Origin of the sequence: Geminicoccus harenae (genome assembly GCF_019800005.1) — a bacterium.
Lineage (GTDB): Bacteria > Pseudomonadota > Alphaproteobacteria > Geminicoccales > Geminicoccaceae > Geminicoccus > Geminicoccus harenae.
Genome location: NZ_JABGCL010000009.1, coordinates 59,033 through 77,874 on the forward strand (window position 1 = coordinate 59,033; position 18,842 = coordinate 77,874).

Here is an 18,842-nt window from a genome sequence, read left to right on the forward strand (position 1 = left end):
GCGGTGAGCCGTCGGTCGAGGTGGAGCCGTCCGTTCGGCCCGTTCCGGAGGACCGCATGGATGGAGAGTTCGGGTGAAGAATGACTGAGGGTTCCGTACGGCGGCCTGAACCGGCAGGCGCGCTCTGGGTGGCGCTGGGGTTCATCGCCCTGGCGATCGTCCTGCGGCTACCGGCGATGCTCTACTCGGTGCTGAACTTCGACGAGAGCATGTACCTGCTGATGGGCGACAAGCTGCGGCAGGGCTTCCTGCCCTACACCGCGCTCTGCGACCTGAAGCCGGTTGGCCTGTTCGGCCTGTTCGCGCTGATCAGCGCGCTGCCGATGGACGGGGTGCTGGCCATGCGCCTGTGCGCTGCCGTCGCGGTCGGCCTCAGCGCCTTCCTGCTCTGGATGGTGGCGCCGCGTCTGTTCGACGACCCGCACCGCCACATCGGGACGATGGCCGGGCTCAGCTATGTCGTCTTCATGCTGGCCAATGGCGGCCTGAACGCCCAGGCCGAACTGTTCATGAACCTCGCCTCCCTGCTGGGCCTGCTGCTCGCCCTGCGGGCGACCGGTACCGGCGGGCGACCGCGGCTCGGCCTCATGGTCGCGGCGGGCCTGGTGCTGGGGGTCGGCGTGCAGATCAAGCAGGTCGTCGCCATCGACATGCTGGCCTATCTGTTCGGCTTCTTCCTCCTGACCACGCAGGGCCTCCGGCAACTGCCCGCGCGCATCCGGGAAGCCTGGCTGCCGCTGGCGGCACTGGGGCTCGCCGCCACGGTGCCGACCCTCGTGATCATGCTGGTCTATGCGGTCAGCGGGAACTGGGACGCCTGGGTGGCCGGCAACCTGACCACCCATCGCGGCTTCTATGGCGATACCGGCCCGGAGATCGCCTGGGACGCCGGCTTCCGTGCCCTGGTGGAGCAGGCACCGCTATGGGTCGCGGCCCTCGTGGTCCTGGTCGTCGGCGGCCGCCTTGCCCGCGACCTGGGCGAGCGGCGCGCCATCCTGTTCCTGTGGCTCTGGATCGTCCTGGTCGGGATCGGCCAGCTCTTCCTGCGCTTCATGTCCGACCACTATTTCCTGCAGTTCCTGATGCCGCTGGGCCTGCTCACCGGCTTTCTCCTGGGACGTGGCGTCCTGGAGCGGCTGGACGGTGGCTTCGGGCGGCGTGCCGTCCTGGCGGCCCTCGTGGTGCTGGGCGTCTTCGCGGCCGCCAAGAACCCGATCGTGAACGCCGTCTACATAGCGCGGGACCGCTATGTCGGGGGCGAGGCCCATGCGGGCGATGCGGCACGGCAGGCGGCCACCGAGATCGCGAAGGACCTGCGCCCGGGCGATGCGCTCTACGTCGTGGGCTTCATGCCGATCGTCTATTACCTGACCGGTGCCGAGATCCCGACCCGGTTCGCCTTCACCGGCCTGCCCAACCAGCGATTCCCGGGCCGCGACGGCTGCACTTGGGTCGAGCCCCGGGTCGAGCTGCAGCGGATCCTGGATTCGAACCCGCGCTTCATCCTGGTCGAGCAGGGCGTGTTCTTCGAGGAACTGCCGCCGGAGCTGAAGCGGCCGCTGCTGGACCGGCTGGGCGAGCGCTACCGCCTGCGCGCCGAGTTCGAGCAGCATCCGATCCACCACCTCTACCCGTTCGAGCGCTTCGTCATGAACGGCGCCGCAGCGGCCAGGCTGTACGAACGGGTCGATCCGGTCCTAAGCCCGGAAGAGGTGGCTTCCTAGGGTGGCGACATGGCGGCCGCCGGGCGGCCGCCATATCCGGCCGGGCGGCTAGATCGCCGCCCGTTCCCGCAGGGTGGCGGTGCTGCCTGCGTCCGCGGTCCGCAGGGCATCGACCGGCAGCCCCTCGGCCTGCAGGCGCCACATGCGGGTGAACAGGCCGCCGCGGCGGCGCAGCTCGTGCGCAGGCCCCTCCTCGACGATGTGGCCGTCCTGCATGACCAGCACCCGGTCGAACGCCGCGACGGTGGACAGACGATGCGCCACCGCGATGACCGTGCGCTCCTCCATCAGGTCGACCAGGGAGTGCTGGATCGCCATCTCGGATTCGGTGTCGAGGGCCGAGGTCGCCTCGTCGAGGATGATGATCGGCGCGTTCTTCAAAAAGGCCCGGGCGATCCCGATCCGCTGGCGCTGCCCGCCGGACAGCCTGGTGCCGCGCTCGCCGACCAGCGTGTGGTAGCCTTCGGGCAGGCTGCGGATGAAGCCGTCGCAGCAGGCGGCACGGGCGGCGGCATACACCTCCTCGTCGGAGGCGTCGGGCCGGCCGAAGCGGATGTTCTCCATGACCGAGCGGTGGAACAGGCTGATCTCCTGGGGCACCACCGCCAGCGCGTCGCGCAGGCTGTCCTGGGTGATGCTCGTGACCGACTGGCCGTCGATCAGCACGTCGCCGCTCTGGACGTCGTAGAGGCGCTGGATCAGGCTGATCAGGGTCGACTTGCCGGCACCGGACGGCCCCACGATCCCGACCTTCTCGCCCGGCCGGATGAACAGGCTCAGCTCGTGGATCGCGTCCCGGTCGGGCGCGCCATAGGCGAAGCCGGCCTTGCGGAACTCGACCGAGCCCCCGCCCCGCTGCAGCACCCGATGGTCGGGATCGTCCACCAGGGTCGGCCGCTGGCCGATCAGCTTCAGCGTGTCCGCGATGAAGCCGAAATGCTGGCCGATCTCGATCAGGGCGAGCGACAGGTCCCGGACCCCGTGCAGGATGCGGAAGGTGAACATGCTCACGATGACGACGTCGCCGGTGGTGATGGCTTGCTGGCCCCAGAGATAGAGCGCCCAGGACAGCATGCCGGTGATCATCCCCCACAGCAGGATGTCGTAGAGCAGCCGGGTCTTCTCCAGGAACATCCAGCTCCGGCGCTGCCGGCCTGCTTCGACGGCGAAGGTGCCGGCCAGGCGCTGGCGTTCCCGCTTGCGGGCCGAGAACGCCTTCACCGCCCACATGTTGGAGATCACGTCGGTGAGGCCGCCGGCCGCCTCGGCCGCGGTCCCGGCAAAGGCCTGGTGCAGGGGCCGGCCCCGCTCGCCGAACAGGATCAGGCCGACCGTGACCGCCACCACGTAGAGGCCCAGCGCCAGCGCCATCTGGCCGTTGATCGTGGTGAACACGACCAGCGCACCCAGGAAGTCGATGGTGGGCGGGGTGATGCGCCAGACCAGCGTGTTCGACAGCGCCCCGAAATTGCCTGCCGTGGCGGTGATCCGCTGGCCGAGCGAGCCGGCCAGGTTCTCGGTGAAGTACCGCATCGGCTGGCCGCTCAGATGGTCGAACAGGTCGAGCCGCATGTCGACCCCGACCCCGATCGTGGCGCGGCAACCCAGCCAGCCGCTGGCCCGCCAGAGCAGGCTCTCCATGGCGATCAGGCCGACGAAGACCAGGAACGCCGTCCAGACCAGGCCGACATTGTCGCCCGGCCCGGATGCCATCCCGTCGACCAGCAGCTTCATCGCGTACTGCACGCCTACGGCCGAGCAGCCGGCGATGACCACCAGCGCTGCCAGGAGGATGAAGTGCCAGCGCCAGGACGCCAGGTAGTGCATGATGAAGGGCTGCGGGCTGCGCAGGAACTGCGGCAGGTCCTGCGGATCGGCCGCGGCCGGGCGTGCCTTCAGGCGGGGCCGCGTACCTTGGAGCAGTGCGGCGCTGTCAGTCATCACCACCCGCCAGCGCCAGGACGCGACGATCGGCCGGTACGGCGGCGGTGATCGTCCCGAAGGTCATCTGCTGGCGCTCGAACTCGTCGCGCAGCGGCTCGCAGACGATGCGCCGGCCCAGGCTGTCGGGCTTGCTCAGCAGGCCCACGTCGCAGTGCCGGTTATTGTCCCAGCCGGGATAGTCCAGGATCGGATAGAAGCAGATCCCGAGCACGGGCACGTCCAGCGCCATGGCGGCGCGCACCTCGGCGCAGACATAGTGCAGCCATGAAGGCCTGGCCGAGCCTTCCGCACCGGTCTCGCTGACCAGGACCGGCCGGCCGTAGCGCGCATGCAGCTCGGCCAGCATGGCGTGGAACGGCCGATAGGCATGATGACCGAAGGGGATCGTGCGGCCGCGATAGTACCACTGGTTCTCGGGATAGAAATTCGCCCCGATGATGTCGAGGCAGTCCGGCGAGCCGCCGAGTTCCGGCTCGATCCGGCCAGAAAGCAGGTCATAGGCCTCGAACTGGGCCAGCCTATAGGCCTCGGCACCGGCGTGGGCCTTGCCGGACAGGGCCGCCGAGGTGACGTGGATCGACGGCTCGGCATAGACGAAGCGGGCGCGCGGATCGACGGCGCGGATCGCCCGGACGGCCGCGAGTGCCGCGCGCACGAGCTGGCGCTTGAGCTCGCCCCCCCGCCCGCGCGTGCCCGGGTTCATCCTGGCGACGTCGCCGCCGGCCCAGGCCCAGAACGAGATCTCGTTCATGGGGCAATAGAACGGGACCGCGTCGGTCTCCTCGCGCACCAGGCGCGCGGCCTCGGCGGCGAAGCGGGCGAAACGCTCCGGGAAGGCCGCCGACCAGATGTCGAGATGGTCCGGCCAGCCATAGTGGCACAGATCCCAGATGACCTGGACCTCCGCCCGCTGGGCGGCGCGCAGCATGGGCAGGAAGCTCGACCAGTCATAGGCCCCCTGGCTCGCCTCGATCAGGTGCCAGCGCAGCCCATCGCGGACCGTGTGCAGACCGAGCTCGCGAAGCTGGCGGTAGTCCGCCTCGGCCAGCCGGTCGTGCATGGTGGACTTGATCAGGTCGAGGCGCCTGCCACCGGCACGCCGGCGATGGCAGGAGCACTCGAAGCCGCCCATCAGGAAGCTGTGAAATAATCGTTCGTCTTGCATGCGGCAGCAGGCCCCGCGTTTGCACCATTTCATAGGAAGGCGGCCGTGCCGGGTGCGGGACCCGCACCCGGCTGGTCGTCACGCGGAATCGGCCAGGGCCACCGCCGTCGCATGCACCGGCCGCTGCTGCCTGGGCTCCTCACGCTCCGCCAGGCGCCGATAGGTGGCCAGGGCCTGCCCCACGACCTGGTCCATGTTGTAGTATTGATAGGTCCCGAGCCGGCCGACAAAGGTGACGTCGCGCTGCCTTTCGGCCAGCGCCGCATATTGCCGGTAGAGCGCCTGGTTCTGCGGGCGGGGGATCGGATAGTAGGGGTCGCCGTCCGCGCAGGGGAACTCGTAGCTGATGCTGGTCTTCTCGTGGATCTGCCCCGTCAGGTGCTTGTACTCGGTGATCCGGGTATAGGGCACCTGCTCGGACGGGTAGTTGACCACGGCCACCGGCTGGAAGCGGCGCTGGTCGAGCGTCTCGTGCCGGAAGGTCAGGCTCCGGTAGGGCAGCTTGCCGAAGCGGTAGTCGAAATACTCGTCGACCGGGCCGGTGAAGATGGTATGCGCTGCCCGGATGTCCTTGCGGACATCCTGATAATCGACTCCTAGCTCAAGCTCGATATTGCCGTGGTCGAGCATGTTCTCGAACATGCGCGTGTAGCCGTCGCGCGGCATCGCCTGGAAGCTGTCCAGGAAGTAGCGGTCGTCGGTATTGGTCCGGGTCGGGATCCGGGAGGTGACCGACTTGTCCAGCTCCGACGGGTCCAGACCCCACTGCTTGCGGGTGTAGCCGCGGAAGAAGGTCTCGTAGAGATGCCGGCCGACCGTCGCCACCACGACATCCTCGGACGTCCGCTTCGCCTCGATCGGCTCCGCCCGGCTGGCGAGGAAGGCAGCCGCCTCCTCCTCCGTGCGCAGCGAGAGGCCGTACAGGCCGTTCAGCGTGGTCCGGTTGATCGGGATGGGCAGGAGCTGGCCTTCCACGCTGGCGAGGACGCGATGCTCGTAAGGTCGCCAGCGGGTGAAGCGCGACAGATAGTCGACGATCTGCTGGCTGTTGGTGTGGAAGATATGCGGGCCGTACTGGTGGATCAGGATGCCCGCCGCGTCCTTGCGGTCGAAGGCGTTGCCGGCGACGTGCGGGCGGCGGTCGACCACGAGCACGCGCTTGCCGGACCCGGCCGCCAGGCGCTCGGCCAGAACGGAGCCGGCAAAGCCGGCGCCGACCACCACCGCGTCATAGGCGGGGCGCCGGTTGGAGGGACGGACCGCAGGATAGGACAGCGGCTTGGCGCCAGACGATGCCTGCCGATGCGCCGCGCGCTGGGTGACCGCTTCGCTGATGAGGTCGCCCATCGCGCCGAAGGTCCGGTCCCACGACATGCTGGCGAGCAGCCGGTCGGCCTCCTGCCGGGCGGCCGCACGCTCCGGCGCCGGGGCCTGGAGCAGCCGCGCGCAGGCTGCGACGAAGCCATCCGCCGTATCGGCGATCGCCACCGCCGGCGTCTCGCCATAATGCCGGACGACGTCCACGATCGGCGTGGACACCACCGCACGGCCGCCGGCCAGATATTCGGGCGTCTTGGTCGGGCTGATGAAGCGCGTCGCCTCGTTGATCGCGAACGGCATCAACGCCAGGTCCCAGCCGGCGAGATAATCCGGCAGCTCGGCGTAGTTCTTGGCACCCAGATAGTGGATGTTGGGCAGCCTCGGCAGGTCGTCCGGGCTGATCTTCACGACCGGGCCGACGATGACCAGGTTCCAGTCCGGCCGCGCCTGCGCCACCTGGCGCAGCAGGTCGAGGTCGAGACGCTCGTCCACGACCCCGTAGAAGCCCAGCCGGGGCCCAGGGATCCCGGCCTGGTCGGGGCAGTCCGCTTCGGGGCCGCTGCGCGCCCGGGCGAAATGGTCGACGTCCACGGCCGACGGAAAGGGATGGATGTTGTCGTGCAGGTGGCGCTTGGCCTCGTAGAGGCTGTGGCCGCCCGTGAAGACGACGTCCGCCTTGCGGATCAGTTCCGCCTCCAGCGTGCGCAGCTCCGGCGGGGCCTGACGGAAGTTGCTGAGCTCGTCCATGCAGTCATAGACGATGCCGGCGGCCTCGATGTCGCGCGCGAAGCTGAACATCATCGGCGTATAGAACCAGAGCAGCGGCCGCGGCTCACGGATGGTGGCGAGGAGGATGTTCAGCATTTCCCGCAACGCCTGGTCGCGTGCCTGGGCATCCCACCAGTGCGGCAGGCGCGGCCGCAGGGCGATGACGTTGGCGTCGGGGAAGGCATGATGCTCGAGATAAGGCAGCGGGTGATCGCAGGGAATGTACTCTTCGAAGAAGAATACTCGCTTCTGCCGGGCGAACCTGCGCATCAGATGTTGGGGCCTCTGTAAGACGAAGTCCCATCTAAGATGAGAAAAACAGATTACTGTCTCATATCCAACTGGAGGCAAGCTTTTCGTCGTCGGATTGGATGCAGAAAAATCAGTGATCTTGATTGGAATGTACGGATCCAACGCCTTGTCTCCCCACTGCGAAGCGCGCCTCGTAACTAACCGAGGCAGCGGCTGACAGTTCCAGGGCCGGGCATGTAAATGAAGAATCGTTAAATAATACAGCTTATCTGCGCATTTCCCCCCCCAGTCATCTTTTCCTACCGGGCGGCTCCAGCCATATTTACGTACCAATCACTGTAGTAACTACCCCCTGGCAGGCGGATCCGAGGTCCGGCGGCAGGCCTGGGTGCGGCCGGATCCGCCCGGCACAGGACGATGGCCGCCGGACGGACCGGATCACCTGCCAGCCGGCGATTCCCGCAGATGGCTGCCTGGTCCAGGTCTCGATCCGGTGGAGGTAAGCGCCACCGGCACGACCTGACGTCGCTACCCACGCTCAAGCGACGACTTCACGCTGCCGCTGCCGGCAGACCTCCGAGGCCGGCAGTCATCGCCAGGGTTCGCGAACAAGCTGCTGCGGACCTACGCCATGCTCAGGGACACGCTGAACAAGCCTCGCGGCAAGGGCCAGCAAACGGTGCGGGTCGAGCATGTGAAGGTGGAAGCCGGACGGCCGGGCGATTGGAGGGAACGTGACTGCAGAGGCTGGGGTCGGAAGCAGAAGGGCCGATCAAAGCCATGCATCGACACTGGCCGATGAGACGCGACTCATCAGAAAAAGGGATCTGGAAGAGCAGGATGCGTCCAGGCTGCCGACCGCCAGACGAGGTCATCGCCCTTACACTGCAGGTGGTCCCGTCGTCGCTGAAGCCGCGATCTCAGCCTCGGTGTCGCGAACGGCCTGCTGCAGCTGGATCACCAGTTCCTCGACCGGGTGACCGTCAGCCGCTGCCTGCTCGATCGCGCGCGCCGTAACACCAATACGCAGCAGGCCGAAGCTGGGGGCGGTACCGGCCAGGCGATGGGCCGGCCTGGTGACCGCCTCGAGGTCGCCCTGCAGACGTTCCACCTCGGCTGCCAGTGACTGCGCCGACGCCATTGCGTTGGCCAGGAACTGTGCCAGCTTGACCGGGCCTGCCATCTTCCGCAGGTCGTCGATGCGTTGCCGATCGAGGATCGCCGCAGCCTGCTCCGGCACGCTCGCTGCCGCGGTCGCCGATGTCTCGGCTCGTTCTACCCCCTCCGTGACCGCCGCAAGCGTATTGAACAGCCGGTCCCAGTCGATCGGCTTGGTCAGGACCCGGTTCATGCCGGCCGCCAGGCAGCGTTGCTGCTCCGCCTCCATCACGTTGGCCGTCAGCGCCACGATCGGCACCTGGCCGGTCGGCCGTGGCAGCAGCCGGATCCGCCGGGTGGCCTCGATGCCGTCCATGACCGGCATCTGCACATCCATCAGTACCACGTCGAAGCGGTCCTGGCCGACCTGTGCCACCGCCTGCTCGCCATTCTCCACCAGCAGGACCTGATGGCCGTTCTGCTCCAGGGAAACCTGCAGGAGCTCGCGGTTCAGGGCCACGTCATCCGCCACCAGGATCCGCAGCGGCCGCAATGACCTGGAGACCTGGCCGCCCTTGCTGGGGGTGAGGATCGAGCCGATCGGCAGCCGGATCTCGAAGAAGAAGCAGCTCCCCTTGCCGGGCCGGCTCGTGACCCCGATCTCGCCGCCCATGGCCATGACCAGGTACTGGCTGATGGCCAAGCCCAGGCCGGTGCCGCCGAACCGGCGCGCGATCGTCTGGTCGGCCTGGGTGAATGCCTGGAACAGGCCTTTTTGATTCTCTTCAGGGATGCCGATGCCGGTATCGCGCACCTCGAAGCGGAACGGCACGGTCCCGTCCTGAAGGGCGCCGCATTCGACGACGACGCTCACCCCGCCGCTGCTGGTGAACTTCAGGCCGTTGCCGACCAGGTTGATGAGGACCTGCTGCAGGCGGGTCGGATCGCCGCGCACCACCGGCGGGGAATGCGCGTCGAGATCGAGGGTCAGGGCGAGGCCGCGCTCGGCCGCCTGTGGCAGCATGAGCAGGCGCACATCCTCCAGCAGCGTCGCCAGGGAGAAGTCGACCTGCTCCAGCGCGACCCCGCCGGCTTCCAGCCGCGAGAAGTCCAGGATGTCGTTGATGATGTGCAGCAGATGCTGGCCGGAGGAACGGATGGCACGGACCTGGTCCTGCTGCCGGCTGCTCAGGGGTTCCCTGGTCAGGAGCTCGCTCATGCCCAGCACGGCGGTCATCGGCGTCCTGATCTCGTGGCTCATCGCCGCCAGGAACTGTCCCTTCGCCTGCTCGCTCCGCTCGGCTTCCGCCTTGGCCGCTTCGGCCGCGTGCAACGCCTGCCGCAGCGCCATGCTCTGGCACTGCCGCCACCAGCTGAGCAGCCCCATGACCAAGGCGATCACGCCGACGGCACCACCGGCTACCCACGCCTGGCGTCGCCACGCCTCCAGGACGCGCTCGGTCGGCTCCGCGGCCACCAGTTGCAGATGGGTGCCCGGCACGGGCGTAGCAGAGACGACAAAGCCGTTGGCGGCCGACGGCGGGGACGGCTGCGCCAACCACTCGTCCAGCCAGACCGGTCGAGCCGGCGGCATGTTGCGGTCCGGCCAGTGCGCTGCATCGCGGGCGTAGACATGGCCGTCCAGGTCGACGAGGACCAGCCGCTGGTCGGGTCGGAGCAGGAGCCCGGCGAAGATGTGGGTGTAGAGTTCCCAGTCGATGGCGGGAGCGAAGATGGCGGCCAGTTCGCCATCCTGTCGGCGCAGTGCCCAGCCCAGCGGGACGACCCAGCCCTTGTCGCCGGTCCGGGCAATGATGGGCCGGCCGATGAACATGCGGCTGTCGGGGTGCTCCTGGTGATGACGGACATAGTCGCGGTCGCTCAGGTCGATACCCACCTCGGCCCTCGAGGTTGAAAAGGCCACCCGGCCATCCGGACCGATCAGGAGAGCGTCATCGAGTGCACGCAGCTGCGTGTCTGATGAAGCGTGGCCCTGCAGCCACGGGAGAACCTCTTCCAAGGTCGCATGACCCTGGCGGAACTCCTCGGCCGCAACCGTCACGATGAGATCGAGCGTCGCCAGGGCGCGCTGCGTGGCGCCGCTGGCGGCTCGGCTGATGGCTGCCAGCTCATGCTCGGACGCAACCAGCGCCTGCCGCCGGCTCTCGGTCAGAAAGACTCCCGCAATGCCGGCACCCATCAACAGGGTCAGCAAGGTGCTCAACAATGCAGTTGTGTAAGGCGGCCAGGACGATCGCCTGCCCCATCGACGCATCCACATCAGACTTTCCGAGAGTACACCAATCGCTCGAGCCCCGGCGGGCGAAAGACCTGTCTGCCGGAGGACCGGCTTCACGATGGGTCTTGCGGTAATGCTGCCGGCCTCCCAGGAACCGCACATGCCCGTGGCCCGGCGTCAACCGATGTCTCGTCGCACCGATCGCCTGCGGCTGCCCTGCACTGGTTCGAGGAAGGGAGGATGGAGCATCCACATCCTGCCCTGCGCGACGAGGCCGTAGCCAAGACAAATGCGCCTTCCCGGCCCTTCGGCGCTGGTCGTCAGGAGACACCGATCATCCGGCCGCCGGCAGTGGTTAGAGGCCAGGCCTGGAAGGCGCAGCACGACATGACCACCACAGTGCCGGAGGAGTGCCGGAAGATGAGCGAGCAGATCGGCCGCTGGTGAGACGCAAGCGCCATTGCCCTGCATGGACGGGGCGCAAGGGCAGCCCGAGGGGCAGAAGGTGGAGCGGTGCGGCTCCTGGCTCGGCGAGTACCAGCGCCTGATCGCCAATGGGCTCTCGCCATATGCGACCCACGTGGCGGTGTGGCCGAACGGTTGCCGTAGTAGCTGAAGCTCAGACGAGACAAGGAACCGAACGCGTCGGGTCCGGCACCGATCGCGGTAGCGCCCATTCGCTCTTGCTCGGCACTTCCCACCCATGCCCGCGCAGGCCGGGCTGGAAGTGGGGGAACGGGTGGCAACGCCGGAAGGGCCGGCAAGGTCGGGCATGCTGCTGCTCGCCTGCCTGTTCGGCGGCCTCTATGCCGCGCAGGCGATCGCCGGTTGCATGGTGCAGACGGCCCTGCCGACCGTGCTGCGCGACGCCGGCATGGCGCTGGATCGCCTCAGCTTCCTTTACGTCCTGTTCCTGCCCTGGGCGCTGAAGTTCCTTTGGGCACCGGCGATCGGCCCAGGCGAGCCACGGGACCAACCGTAGCCTACGCAACCGATTGCGCTGCCCATGACTCATGGAAAAGGCGTTCTCCGCACCCTACCCTCCTCGGTAGGCTGCTAGGGGATCTGCTCGTGTTCAGAATGCCATCGGTTCTGCCACTCTATCCTCTGCTTCTGGCTATCCATTATCCCCTGTACCTGATGGCCAGCGACCTTGGCATGACGGACGTCCAGGCTGCGTTGCGCCCTGCCATCGCCGGTTTTCTGGTGGCGCTGCTGCTGACGGCTCTTTCTGGTGCGGTGCTGAGGGACATCTACCGCGGCGCGCTGTGCACCACGCTGATCGTCATCCTGGTCTACCACTTTGACCGCCTGCAGATCTTCTTCAACGCGACGATCGGCCGTCTGAGCGGCCCGCTGCCCGACGTCCTTCTCCTTGCGGTCCTGCTCGTCCTCGCCATCCTCATCGTCATGCTTGCCCGCCCAGGCCCGAACCTGACACGAATCGCCAACGTCATCGCAGGCGTGATGCTGGCTCTGCCCTTGGCAACACTGCTTTGGCAGGAAGCCGAGGCTGACGATGCAACGGTGCGTACGCTTGCCGCCGAGCAACGTGATAGTCTGCTGGCCGCCGCCCGCCCCGTCGGTTCTCTGCCCAACATTGTCCACGTGGTGCTCGACGCCTACTCGCGTCAGGACGTACTGACCAACCTCTACGGCTTCGACAACACGCCGTTTCTGGACAGCCTGCGCCGGCTGAACTTCGCCGTCGCCGACAGGGCGACCACGCCTTACAACCAGACCATGCTGGCTATGACCAGCGTGCTGTCCACGGACTACCTTGATCCGCAGGCGCCATTGCCGCCGGGGGTGTCGCTGCGGCGCAGCCTGCGTAAGCAGCTGCAGGACAACCCGGTGATGGGTGCCCTGTCCCGACTTGGCTACCAGACCGCCGCCCTCGACGTACGCTACGATCCCATCCGGATGGATCAGGTCGACCGCCTGCTGGGGCGCCACTGGATCAGCAACTTCGGCATGACGACCCTTGAGCGCAGTCTCCTGCACCGGCTGGCCCTGAGGTTGGGCTTCGTGGAAGCCAGCCTGCCGCGCGACATGTTCGAGACACCCTACGAGCGCGAGCTGACCAGCCCGTTCTTCCTCTATGTTCACGCTCTGGCCCCGCACCCGCCGTTCGACGTGAACCGACATGGCGAGCCGATGGAGCCAGAAGGCGGCTGGAGAGGGCTGGCCGACGGCTCCCACTTCACCGATGGCAACCCCGAGCGCAGGCGGATCTACCGTGACGGCTACGTCGAGAAGCTCCAATTCACCAACCAGCTGGTCTTGGCCTACCTGACCCGGCTCGTGCAGGAGGTCCCGGACCCGAAGGTGATCCTTGTCCATGGCGACCATGGCGGCGGCATGCAGTTCGACCAGAACAGCCTCGAGTACACTTGCGCTGCCGAGCGCTTCTCACCCCTGCTCGCTGTCTATGCTAGCGATGGCCGACTACAACAGGCTCTTCCCCCTGACCTCAACCTCGTCAATTTGTATCGCGTGGTGTTCAACACCTACATTGGTACGCAGCTGCCGCTGCTGCCGGCGCAGAGCACCTTCGCTGACTGGCTGGAGCCGACCAAGCAACAGCCAGTGAGCCCCGAGCAGCTCGGGCAGCAGTGCGCGCTCTAGATGACCCGCGATCTACGGGCGGCTTGCCGGCCTTCACGAGTTGCCGTTGCACGTGGGCGTCGATGCCTGGTGCGACCGCTGCCAGCGCGGCTCCCCGGTGATCAAGGACGTCTGGATGCAGAGGTACGGCCGCGACAAGACGCTGCCGGGGTTGGAGCCGCGGCTGAAGCGCAAGGAGTGTTGCGGGAGGGGGAGGTTCAGGCAGAAGATGAGGTGAGCCAGCCTTTCGGCATCACGGTATTGCCTCAACGTTGCTGAAGCTTTTCGTCACTTAGATCATGCTGCCAACCCCCCACCTTGGTGCGTGCGTGGGCACCAAGGTGGGGGCCGAATCGATATCTTGTTCCAGATCTTCAGGCAGGCGGATCAAGTGGAGCAGTTAGACTCGTGACGCCGACTATGGTGACAATCGCCGGACCAATCACGTCATGAGCTGGGTGCCGAGCATCCAAGAACGCATCGATATAGCCGCCCAAATCGATCATCAGGCTGGGCTTTCCGTCAAGATCGGCGGTGCTAACCCTGAGATCGCCCTCATCGATGAGGCCATTGCCGCTAGTATCTAGAATGTACCTCATCCAAAGATTGTCGGCATTCAATCCGGATATGATCTCACCCGAAGACGACCGATAATTTCGTATATCGACTCCTAGAGCGATGAAATCCTCACCCTCAACATAGTCATTAACAAATATGTGGCCTCCGTTCGGTATCGCATCACCCCAGGAAATAATTGCTCCGAATAAGTCGACTCCTGCACCCCCGATCATCAGATCTGATCCTAGACCTCCGATGAATATGTCTCCTCCAGCACCACCTTCCAGTATATCATCCCCTTCCATACCAACCAGAGTGTCGTCCCCCGATCCGCCACTCAGTGCATCGTTTCCGCCAAGGCCGATGATGCTGTCATCGCCTGCTCCTCCGGCCAGCCGGTCGGGGCCACTGGTTCCCCAGAGCTCGTCATTTCCGTCAGTGCCCCCACCGGCTGGCGGTGGTGGTGGAGGAGGCGGAGGTGATGGCGGAGGAGGTGGCGGCGGCGAGGGTGGCGCTGGAGGTGGCGGCGGAGGCGCAGGAGGTGGTGTGAGCGGCGGCGGATTGTCGACCTGCATGAACGCCTGACCATCCCAGACCCGTGGCGCGTCGAACTGCGGGAGGTAGAGATGCTCGATTCCGCCACGGGCAACTTGGCCGACCAGTTGCACTTGCAGTGTCGCGCCATTCTCGGTCCGGTGGGAGATGAAGAGGTCAGCGCCGCTCGTTCTGAACATCAGGTCTTCGTAGCGGATGCCACCGCCGAACTCGATCCGGTCTGTTCCACCGGAGTCGACGACCACCTCCACGCCCTGTCCGGGCTCGAACTGGTAGATGTCGTTGCCCGTGCCGCCGATCAGACGGTCGGCGCCGGTACTGCCAACCAGCAGATCGTTTCCATCTCCGCCGTGAAGTGTATCGTTCCCTTCATTTCCGCGGAGGATGTCGTCACCGATGTTGCCACGGAGGACGTCATCGCCTTGGCCACCGAGAAGGTGATCGTTACCGGCCCCGCCGATGAGATGATCGGGCGACTCGTTCCCGAACATCGTGTCGTTACCGGCGCCGCCAAACAGCGTGTCGCGGCCGATCCCGCCCTCGATGCGGTCATCACCTTCCTGACCATACAGGAAGTCGTCGCCCTGCTCGCCATAGAGGCGGTCATGTCCGACCAAGCCAAGCACTATGTCGTTTCCACGGCTGGAAGAAATTACATCGTTTTCTTGTGAGCCAACGATGCGTTCTGGCGCTACCGTGCCAGCGAGTGTCGCCATAATTGCCCCTTTTGATTGTGTAGAAGGGCTGAATCTGCGTGGCGACCAGCTAACTTGCCGGTAATGCTCAAGGGAAGAGGAAGTTTTCTGCAGCAGGATCAGGACGATGTACTGTTGCTGGCAGTCTGCTCTCTCAGCCGTACGCCAGCTTCGATGAACTCCACGTCGGCTTTGGACAAAGCTCGATGGAGCGCCGCCAGCAGATCAGCGGGATCGAACGGCGACTGAACTGCCCCTTGCTATTGTGCCTTAAGCGTCAGGAGCAACCTCGACCCCTGCAAGCCGATAGAGACGCACCATGGGGCTCAAGCCAACTGCCCAGCGGCTCTTCACCCGCCGCTCCGTCTCCAACTGCAGGATCACCTCATAAAAATCGTCGTCGCTCAACTTCGCGCGTTCGCGCAGGGCTGGGCCTGATAGTTCGTGCCCATCCGCCAATGCCGCCAGAATGGCGCTCTTCGCCGCATTCTCAGCCATTGCCCGTGCTCCTGGAGCCGCTGGTGTTCAAGGCGAGGTTGCCGTCCTAGCAGGAGCCTCTTCAGCAGTTGGAGGCTCGCCTTTGCTCCCTGCCTTTAGACCTGCCTCGATCAGGTGGGCGGATGGCTTCCTCAGCCGCACCATCGACGCAAGCTCGTCCTGGTAGTTCTCCAACTCGGCGCGGATGGCAGACAGGTAGCATTGACGTCCGGTCCTGTACCGACGCCGCTCCTGACCGGAGTTGTACCAGAGAGTGAGGATGATACCGCTGAAGCCGAAGATGGCACCCGCGAGGGTCTGCCATTCCTTCAGCCATGCGAAGTATGCGACGATGACGCTCGCCATATCGACGAGCGCACCTGTCACCAGCCTGGCCCCTGCACGGTACCTGAGGCCGTCCCCTTCAGGTACCAGAAACCAGCTAACTCATTGAGAAGAATGGCGCGCCCGAGAAGACTCGAACTCCTAACCTTCTGATCCGTAGTCTGCGGTGCAGGTTGATCAGCAAGTACCTCGTGTGCCCAAGAGTGAACATTGGCCCTTGTACTGCAGGCAATGTTCCGGCTATCACTGCTGTAGAACGTGCTCATCAGTAGTCGTTCATAGTCAGGCTGATGAGCGAAGTTTGCTCACCAAGCGCTCACCAGGGGCCGACATGCCAGAGCGGCGGAAGCTCACGAAGGAAGCGATCCAGCGGCTTCGGATGCCCGAGGGCCAGTCGGAGCACACCGTCTGGGACACCGAGCTAAAGGGCTTTGGCGTCCGCCTGCGCGACGGCGGGTCGAGGAACTTCATCGTCAAGTTTCGGGTCGGAGGGCGATCGCGGCAGGTGACGCTCGGGCCTGCATCGTCCGAAGGTCTGGCGAGCGCCAGATCGGCGGCGGCGAAGGCTCTGCAGGATGCCAAGGCCGGCGATGATCCACAGGCAGCGAAGAGTCAGCGTCACGACGACGCGCGGGAGAATATCGGCAGCCTGATCGAGGCGTACCTGGCGCAGGCGGAGAAGCGGCTGCGGCCGGCAACGGCGCGCGAGGTCCGACGCCACCTCCTGGTGCACTGCAAGCCGCTCCACGGGCGCTCCGCTCGGTCGATCACCCGGGCCGACATCGCCAGGCGCCTGGACGAGCTCACCGAGACGAGCGGGCCGGTATCGGCGAACCGGGCGCGGGCGGCGCTGTCTGCCCTGTTCACCTGGGCCCTCACCCGCGGCCGCGTGCCGGCCAACCCCGTAATCGGGATAGAACCCAACACGGAAGTCGCGCGCGATCGCGTTCTCGCTCCCGGCGAGCTGCTGGCGATCTGGCAGGCGAGCGCTGACGAAGGCGAGTTCGGCCGCATCGTCCGGCTGCTGATCCTGACCGCCTGCCGGCGCCAGGAGATCGGCGACATGCGTTGGTCGGAGCTGTCTGCGGATGGCACGACGTGGACCATCCCCGGGCAGCGGACGAAGAACAAGACGCCTCACCTGGTGACGCTGGCACCGCTTGCCCAGGCCATCCTGGCAGAGCAGCCAAAGCGCCAGGTGGGCGAAGGCACCGCAAGGCATGTGCGCGATCTGGTGTTCGGCAAGGGAAGAGGCGAAAGCGGCTATCAGGGGTGGACCCGCGCGAAGTGGCGCCTCGATGCCCGGATCGCTGCCGCGGCCGCGCATGCCGACGGGCGCGACAAGCCGACGGCGAAGGATCACCTGAAGCCCTGGACGCTGCACGACTTCCGCCGGACCTTCGCCACGGTCTGCGCCGAGCAGCTCGAGATCCTGCCGCACGTGGTCGAGGCCTGCCTCAACCACCAGGAGCGGCGGAACACCGGCGTCGCCAGCGTCTACAACCGCGCCACCTATGCCGAGCCGATGGCCCGCGCGTGGAAGGCATACGCCGGCTGGATCGACAGGCTTCTGACCGGCCAAGCGGCCGCTACCAACGTGGTGGCGCTGCGCCGGTAGGAGAGCGGGCCCGGCGCTTCCGGGCATCTCGGCCGGACGGGCCCATCCTGGAAGAGACGCCCGCCCGGCCATGCTGAAGGATCAGCGAAATGGCAGATACCACTGAGAACGAGAGGGCGCCACAGGCGAGAGATTCAGACGTACAGGGCGACCGAGAAGCTACGGCTGCACAAGGCGAGGCCACCGCTGTTAGGCGCGCGAAGCGCAAAGGCTCCAGGAGTGGCCATAGCCCTCTCAGGATCAGGAAGCTCGAAGACGATGAACTTGCGGCCCTTCTACGGCATCATGACATCGAACCGTCGGAGGATCGGTGCAACCAGCTGCGTGATGCCCTGATCCGTTTCCAGCGCTTCGAGCATGAGGTCACGGTTTCTCCCACGCCCAAGGAGTGGTCTGAGGCTTTCGAGCAGATCGAAGAGCAGCTTCGATCGATTCTCGACCAGCCGAAGTGGGTTCGGAAAGAGCTATTCGCAGCTGCACCCAGCGAGCCCGATCGAGCAAAGATCATTCGTGCCTGCTTGCAAGCAGCACGGAAGCTGAAGAAGCAGGGGCCAGATCGCACGCGTGGGGCTGGCAGGAAGCGGGAGAGTTCCAGGGGCAGTGCCCTGCGAGCCGCGGTTGAACCGCTCTGGCTGGACTGGGCGCCAGGTCGTGGCCCTTGTCAGCTCCAGGGGAGCAAGCGCGAGGTCGACCCGCCGGGGGTCAGGTTCCTATGCGATGTCGCCGATCTTCTAGGACTAGGGCGCTTCGTTCCCCCCTCTCGAGGAAGCGGCCGCCCGGACTGGATCACGTCGGGATCTGACGGAGCTTTACGCCACACGCTTCGGCATGCCTGGCGCATAACTCCTCCCAAGAGGGAGCGAATTACGCGCGACGACGAAGCAGGAGATGGTGCATAGAAGTGCTACTCGCCGATCACATAGGGAATGGCGAGGATGCACGAGAGCACTGACCCGCTTGCAGTCGTCACCGAAATCGAGGCCGCCAAGCTCCTGAAGGTGGCCGTGGTAACCGTCCGCCGGATGCGCTGGGCCGGCACTGGTCCGCGCTACGTGAAGCTGTCCGAAAAGCGGATCGGCTACCGCGTCGCCGACCTCAACGCCTGGCTCGACGCCCGTACCTCCAAGGCCGCCTGACGCGGCAAGGAACAATGCAATGCCTCTGCCTAGAAACGGCGGAGGGCCAGCTCTTGCAGGAGCCGGCCCTCAGGAACAATGCCGCGCGTCTACTATCACGCCTGCCGAGCCAGTGCACGCACTGGATATCCTGGCCTGGCTGCGTGGGGCTCAAGATGTGGTCGACGCCATCCGCGATGGCACGGTCATCCGGCCCGAGAGCGTGCAGGCGCTTCTCGCCGCCGAGCCTTCCCCGGATCTCGCCAAGGCTCTGGCCATGGGGCTCGCCGCCCAGAAGCTCGCGGTGCCCTCGGATATCGATGCGGCGTTTCGGGCTTGGCCCGAGCTGCTGGGAGCATGAG

Annotated in this window: 14 protein-coding genes and 2 pseudogenes; 7 read left to right on the forward strand and 9 right to left on the reverse strand. The window is 66.0% G+C overall.

From position 1 onward, the window contains the following. The first annotated feature begins 80 nt into the window (after positions 1 to 80). A complete protein-coding gene (locus HLA95_RS10310) occupies positions 81 to 1,724 on the forward strand; it encodes a glycosyltransferase family 39 protein (protein ID WP_222183239.1) in 1,644 nt (547 codons plus the stop codon). Positions 1,725 to 1,772: 48 nt separating this feature from the next. Here HLA95_RS10310 and HLA95_RS10315 read toward each other — a convergent pair whose 3' ends face one another. From HLA95_RS10315 to HLA95_RS10330, 4 genes are all read right to left on the reverse strand, one after another. Further along, complete coding sequence (locus HLA95_RS10315; RefSeq protein ID WP_191061788.1) at positions 1,773 to 3,665, reverse strand: ABC transporter ATP-binding protein; 1,893 nt, start codon at positions 3,663 to 3,665, stop codon at positions 1,773 to 1,775. Then, the gene (locus HLA95_RS10320; protein ID WP_222183242.1) at positions 3,658 to 4,833 is read right to left on the reverse strand and encodes a beta-glucosidase; all 1,176 of its coding nucleotides are present in this window, start codon (positions 4,831 to 4,833) and stop codon (positions 3,658 to 3,660) included. The genes HLA95_RS10315 and HLA95_RS10320 overlap by 8 nt, the downstream gene beginning before the upstream one ends. Before the next feature lie 78 nt (positions 4,834 to 4,911). After that, positions 4,912 to 7,191, reverse strand: a complete 2,280-nt coding sequence (gene glf, locus HLA95_RS10325) for a UDP-galactopyranose mutase (RefSeq protein ID WP_191057495.1) — start codon at positions 7,189 to 7,191, stop codon at positions 4,912 to 4,914. Positions 7,192 to 8,053: 862 nt separating this feature from the next. After that, the gene (locus HLA95_RS10330) at positions 8,054 to 10,486 is read right to left on the reverse strand and encodes a hybrid sensor histidine kinase/response regulator (RefSeq protein ID WP_191057496.1); all 2,433 of its coding nucleotides are present in this window, start codon (positions 10,484 to 10,486) and stop codon (positions 8,054 to 8,056) included. A gap of 264 nt (positions 10,487 to 10,750) precedes the next feature. Between HLA95_RS10330 and HLA95_RS10335 the strand changes: the two genes are divergently transcribed. The 3 genes from HLA95_RS10335 to HLA95_RS10345 all read left to right on the forward strand — a co-directional run bounded on the left by HLA95_RS10335 (position 10,751) and on the right by HLA95_RS10345 (position 13,138). Further along, positions 10,751 to 10,957 carry a hypothetical protein gene (locus HLA95_RS10335; RefSeq protein ID WP_191057497.1) on the forward strand — a complete coding sequence of 69 codons (207 nt, stop codon included), beginning with the start codon at positions 10,751 to 10,753 and terminating at the stop codon, positions 10,955 to 10,957. Between the two features lie 256 nt (positions 10,958 to 11,213). Continuing rightward, positions 11,214 to 11,492: a hypothetical protein gene (locus HLA95_RS10340; RefSeq protein ID WP_222183244.1), complete on the forward strand. Its 279-nt coding sequence runs from the start codon at positions 11,214 to 11,216 to the stop codon at positions 11,490 to 11,492. Between the two features lie 176 nt (positions 11,493 to 11,668). Then, entirely contained in the window at positions 11,669 to 13,138 is a 1,470-nt protein-coding gene (locus HLA95_RS10345) for a sulfatase-like hydrolase/transferase (RefSeq protein WP_191057498.1), read from the forward strand. Between the two features lie 353 nt (positions 13,139 to 13,491). Here the strand turns inward: HLA95_RS10345 and HLA95_RS29100 are convergent, their stop codons facing one another. The 5 genes and pseudogenes from HLA95_RS29100 to HLA95_RS10360 form a co-directional block, all read right to left on the reverse strand. After that, positions 13,492 to 14,043, reverse strand: a complete 552-nt coding sequence (locus tag HLA95_RS29100) for a calcium-binding protein (protein ID WP_369076371.1) — start codon at positions 14,041 to 14,043, stop codon at positions 13,492 to 13,494. Beyond that, positions 14,029 to 14,106 (reverse strand): annotated as a pseudogene (locus HLA95_RS29285) (hypothetical protein); the annotation flags it as partial. The gene HLA95_RS29100 and the pseudogene HLA95_RS29285, both read right to left, overlap by 15 nt. A gap of 432 nt (positions 14,107 to 14,538) precedes the next feature. Then, positions 14,539 to 14,946, reverse strand: a pseudogene (locus HLA95_RS29290) (calcium-binding protein); the annotation flags it as partial. 249 nt (positions 14,947 to 15,195) lie between these two features. Next, positions 15,196 to 15,423, reverse strand: coding sequence for a hypothetical protein (locus HLA95_RS10355; protein WP_191062060.1), 228 nt, complete (start codon positions 15,421 to 15,423; stop codon positions 15,196 to 15,198). Positions 15,424 to 15,450: 27 nt separating this feature from the next. Beyond that, positions 15,451 to 15,789 carry a hypothetical protein gene (locus HLA95_RS10360; RefSeq protein WP_191057501.1) on the reverse strand — a complete coding sequence of 113 codons (339 nt, stop codon included), beginning with the start codon at positions 15,787 to 15,789 and terminating at the stop codon, positions 15,451 to 15,453. A 259-nt stretch (positions 15,790 to 16,048) separates the two neighbouring features. On the opposite strand from HLA95_RS10360, the gene HLA95_RS10365 reads away from it, so the two are divergent. The 3 genes from HLA95_RS10365 (at position 16,049) to HLA95_RS10375 (ending at position 18,841) form a co-directional block, all read left to right on the forward strand. Then, entirely contained in the window at positions 16,049 to 17,365 is a 1,317-nt protein-coding gene (locus tag HLA95_RS10365) for a tyrosine-type recombinase/integrase (RefSeq protein ID WP_191057502.1), read from the forward strand. 935 nt (positions 17,366 to 18,300) lie between these two features. After that, positions 18,301 to 18,501, forward strand: a complete 201-nt coding sequence (locus HLA95_RS10370; protein ID WP_191057503.1) for a helix-turn-helix transcriptional regulator — start codon at positions 18,301 to 18,303, stop codon at positions 18,499 to 18,501. A 112-nt stretch (positions 18,502 to 18,613) separates the two neighbouring features. After that, positions 18,614 to 18,841 carry a hypothetical protein gene (locus HLA95_RS10375; protein ID WP_191057504.1) on the forward strand — a complete coding sequence of 76 codons (228 nt, stop codon included), beginning with the start codon at positions 18,614 to 18,616 and terminating at the stop codon, positions 18,839 to 18,841. Position 18,842 lies beyond the last annotated feature (1 nt).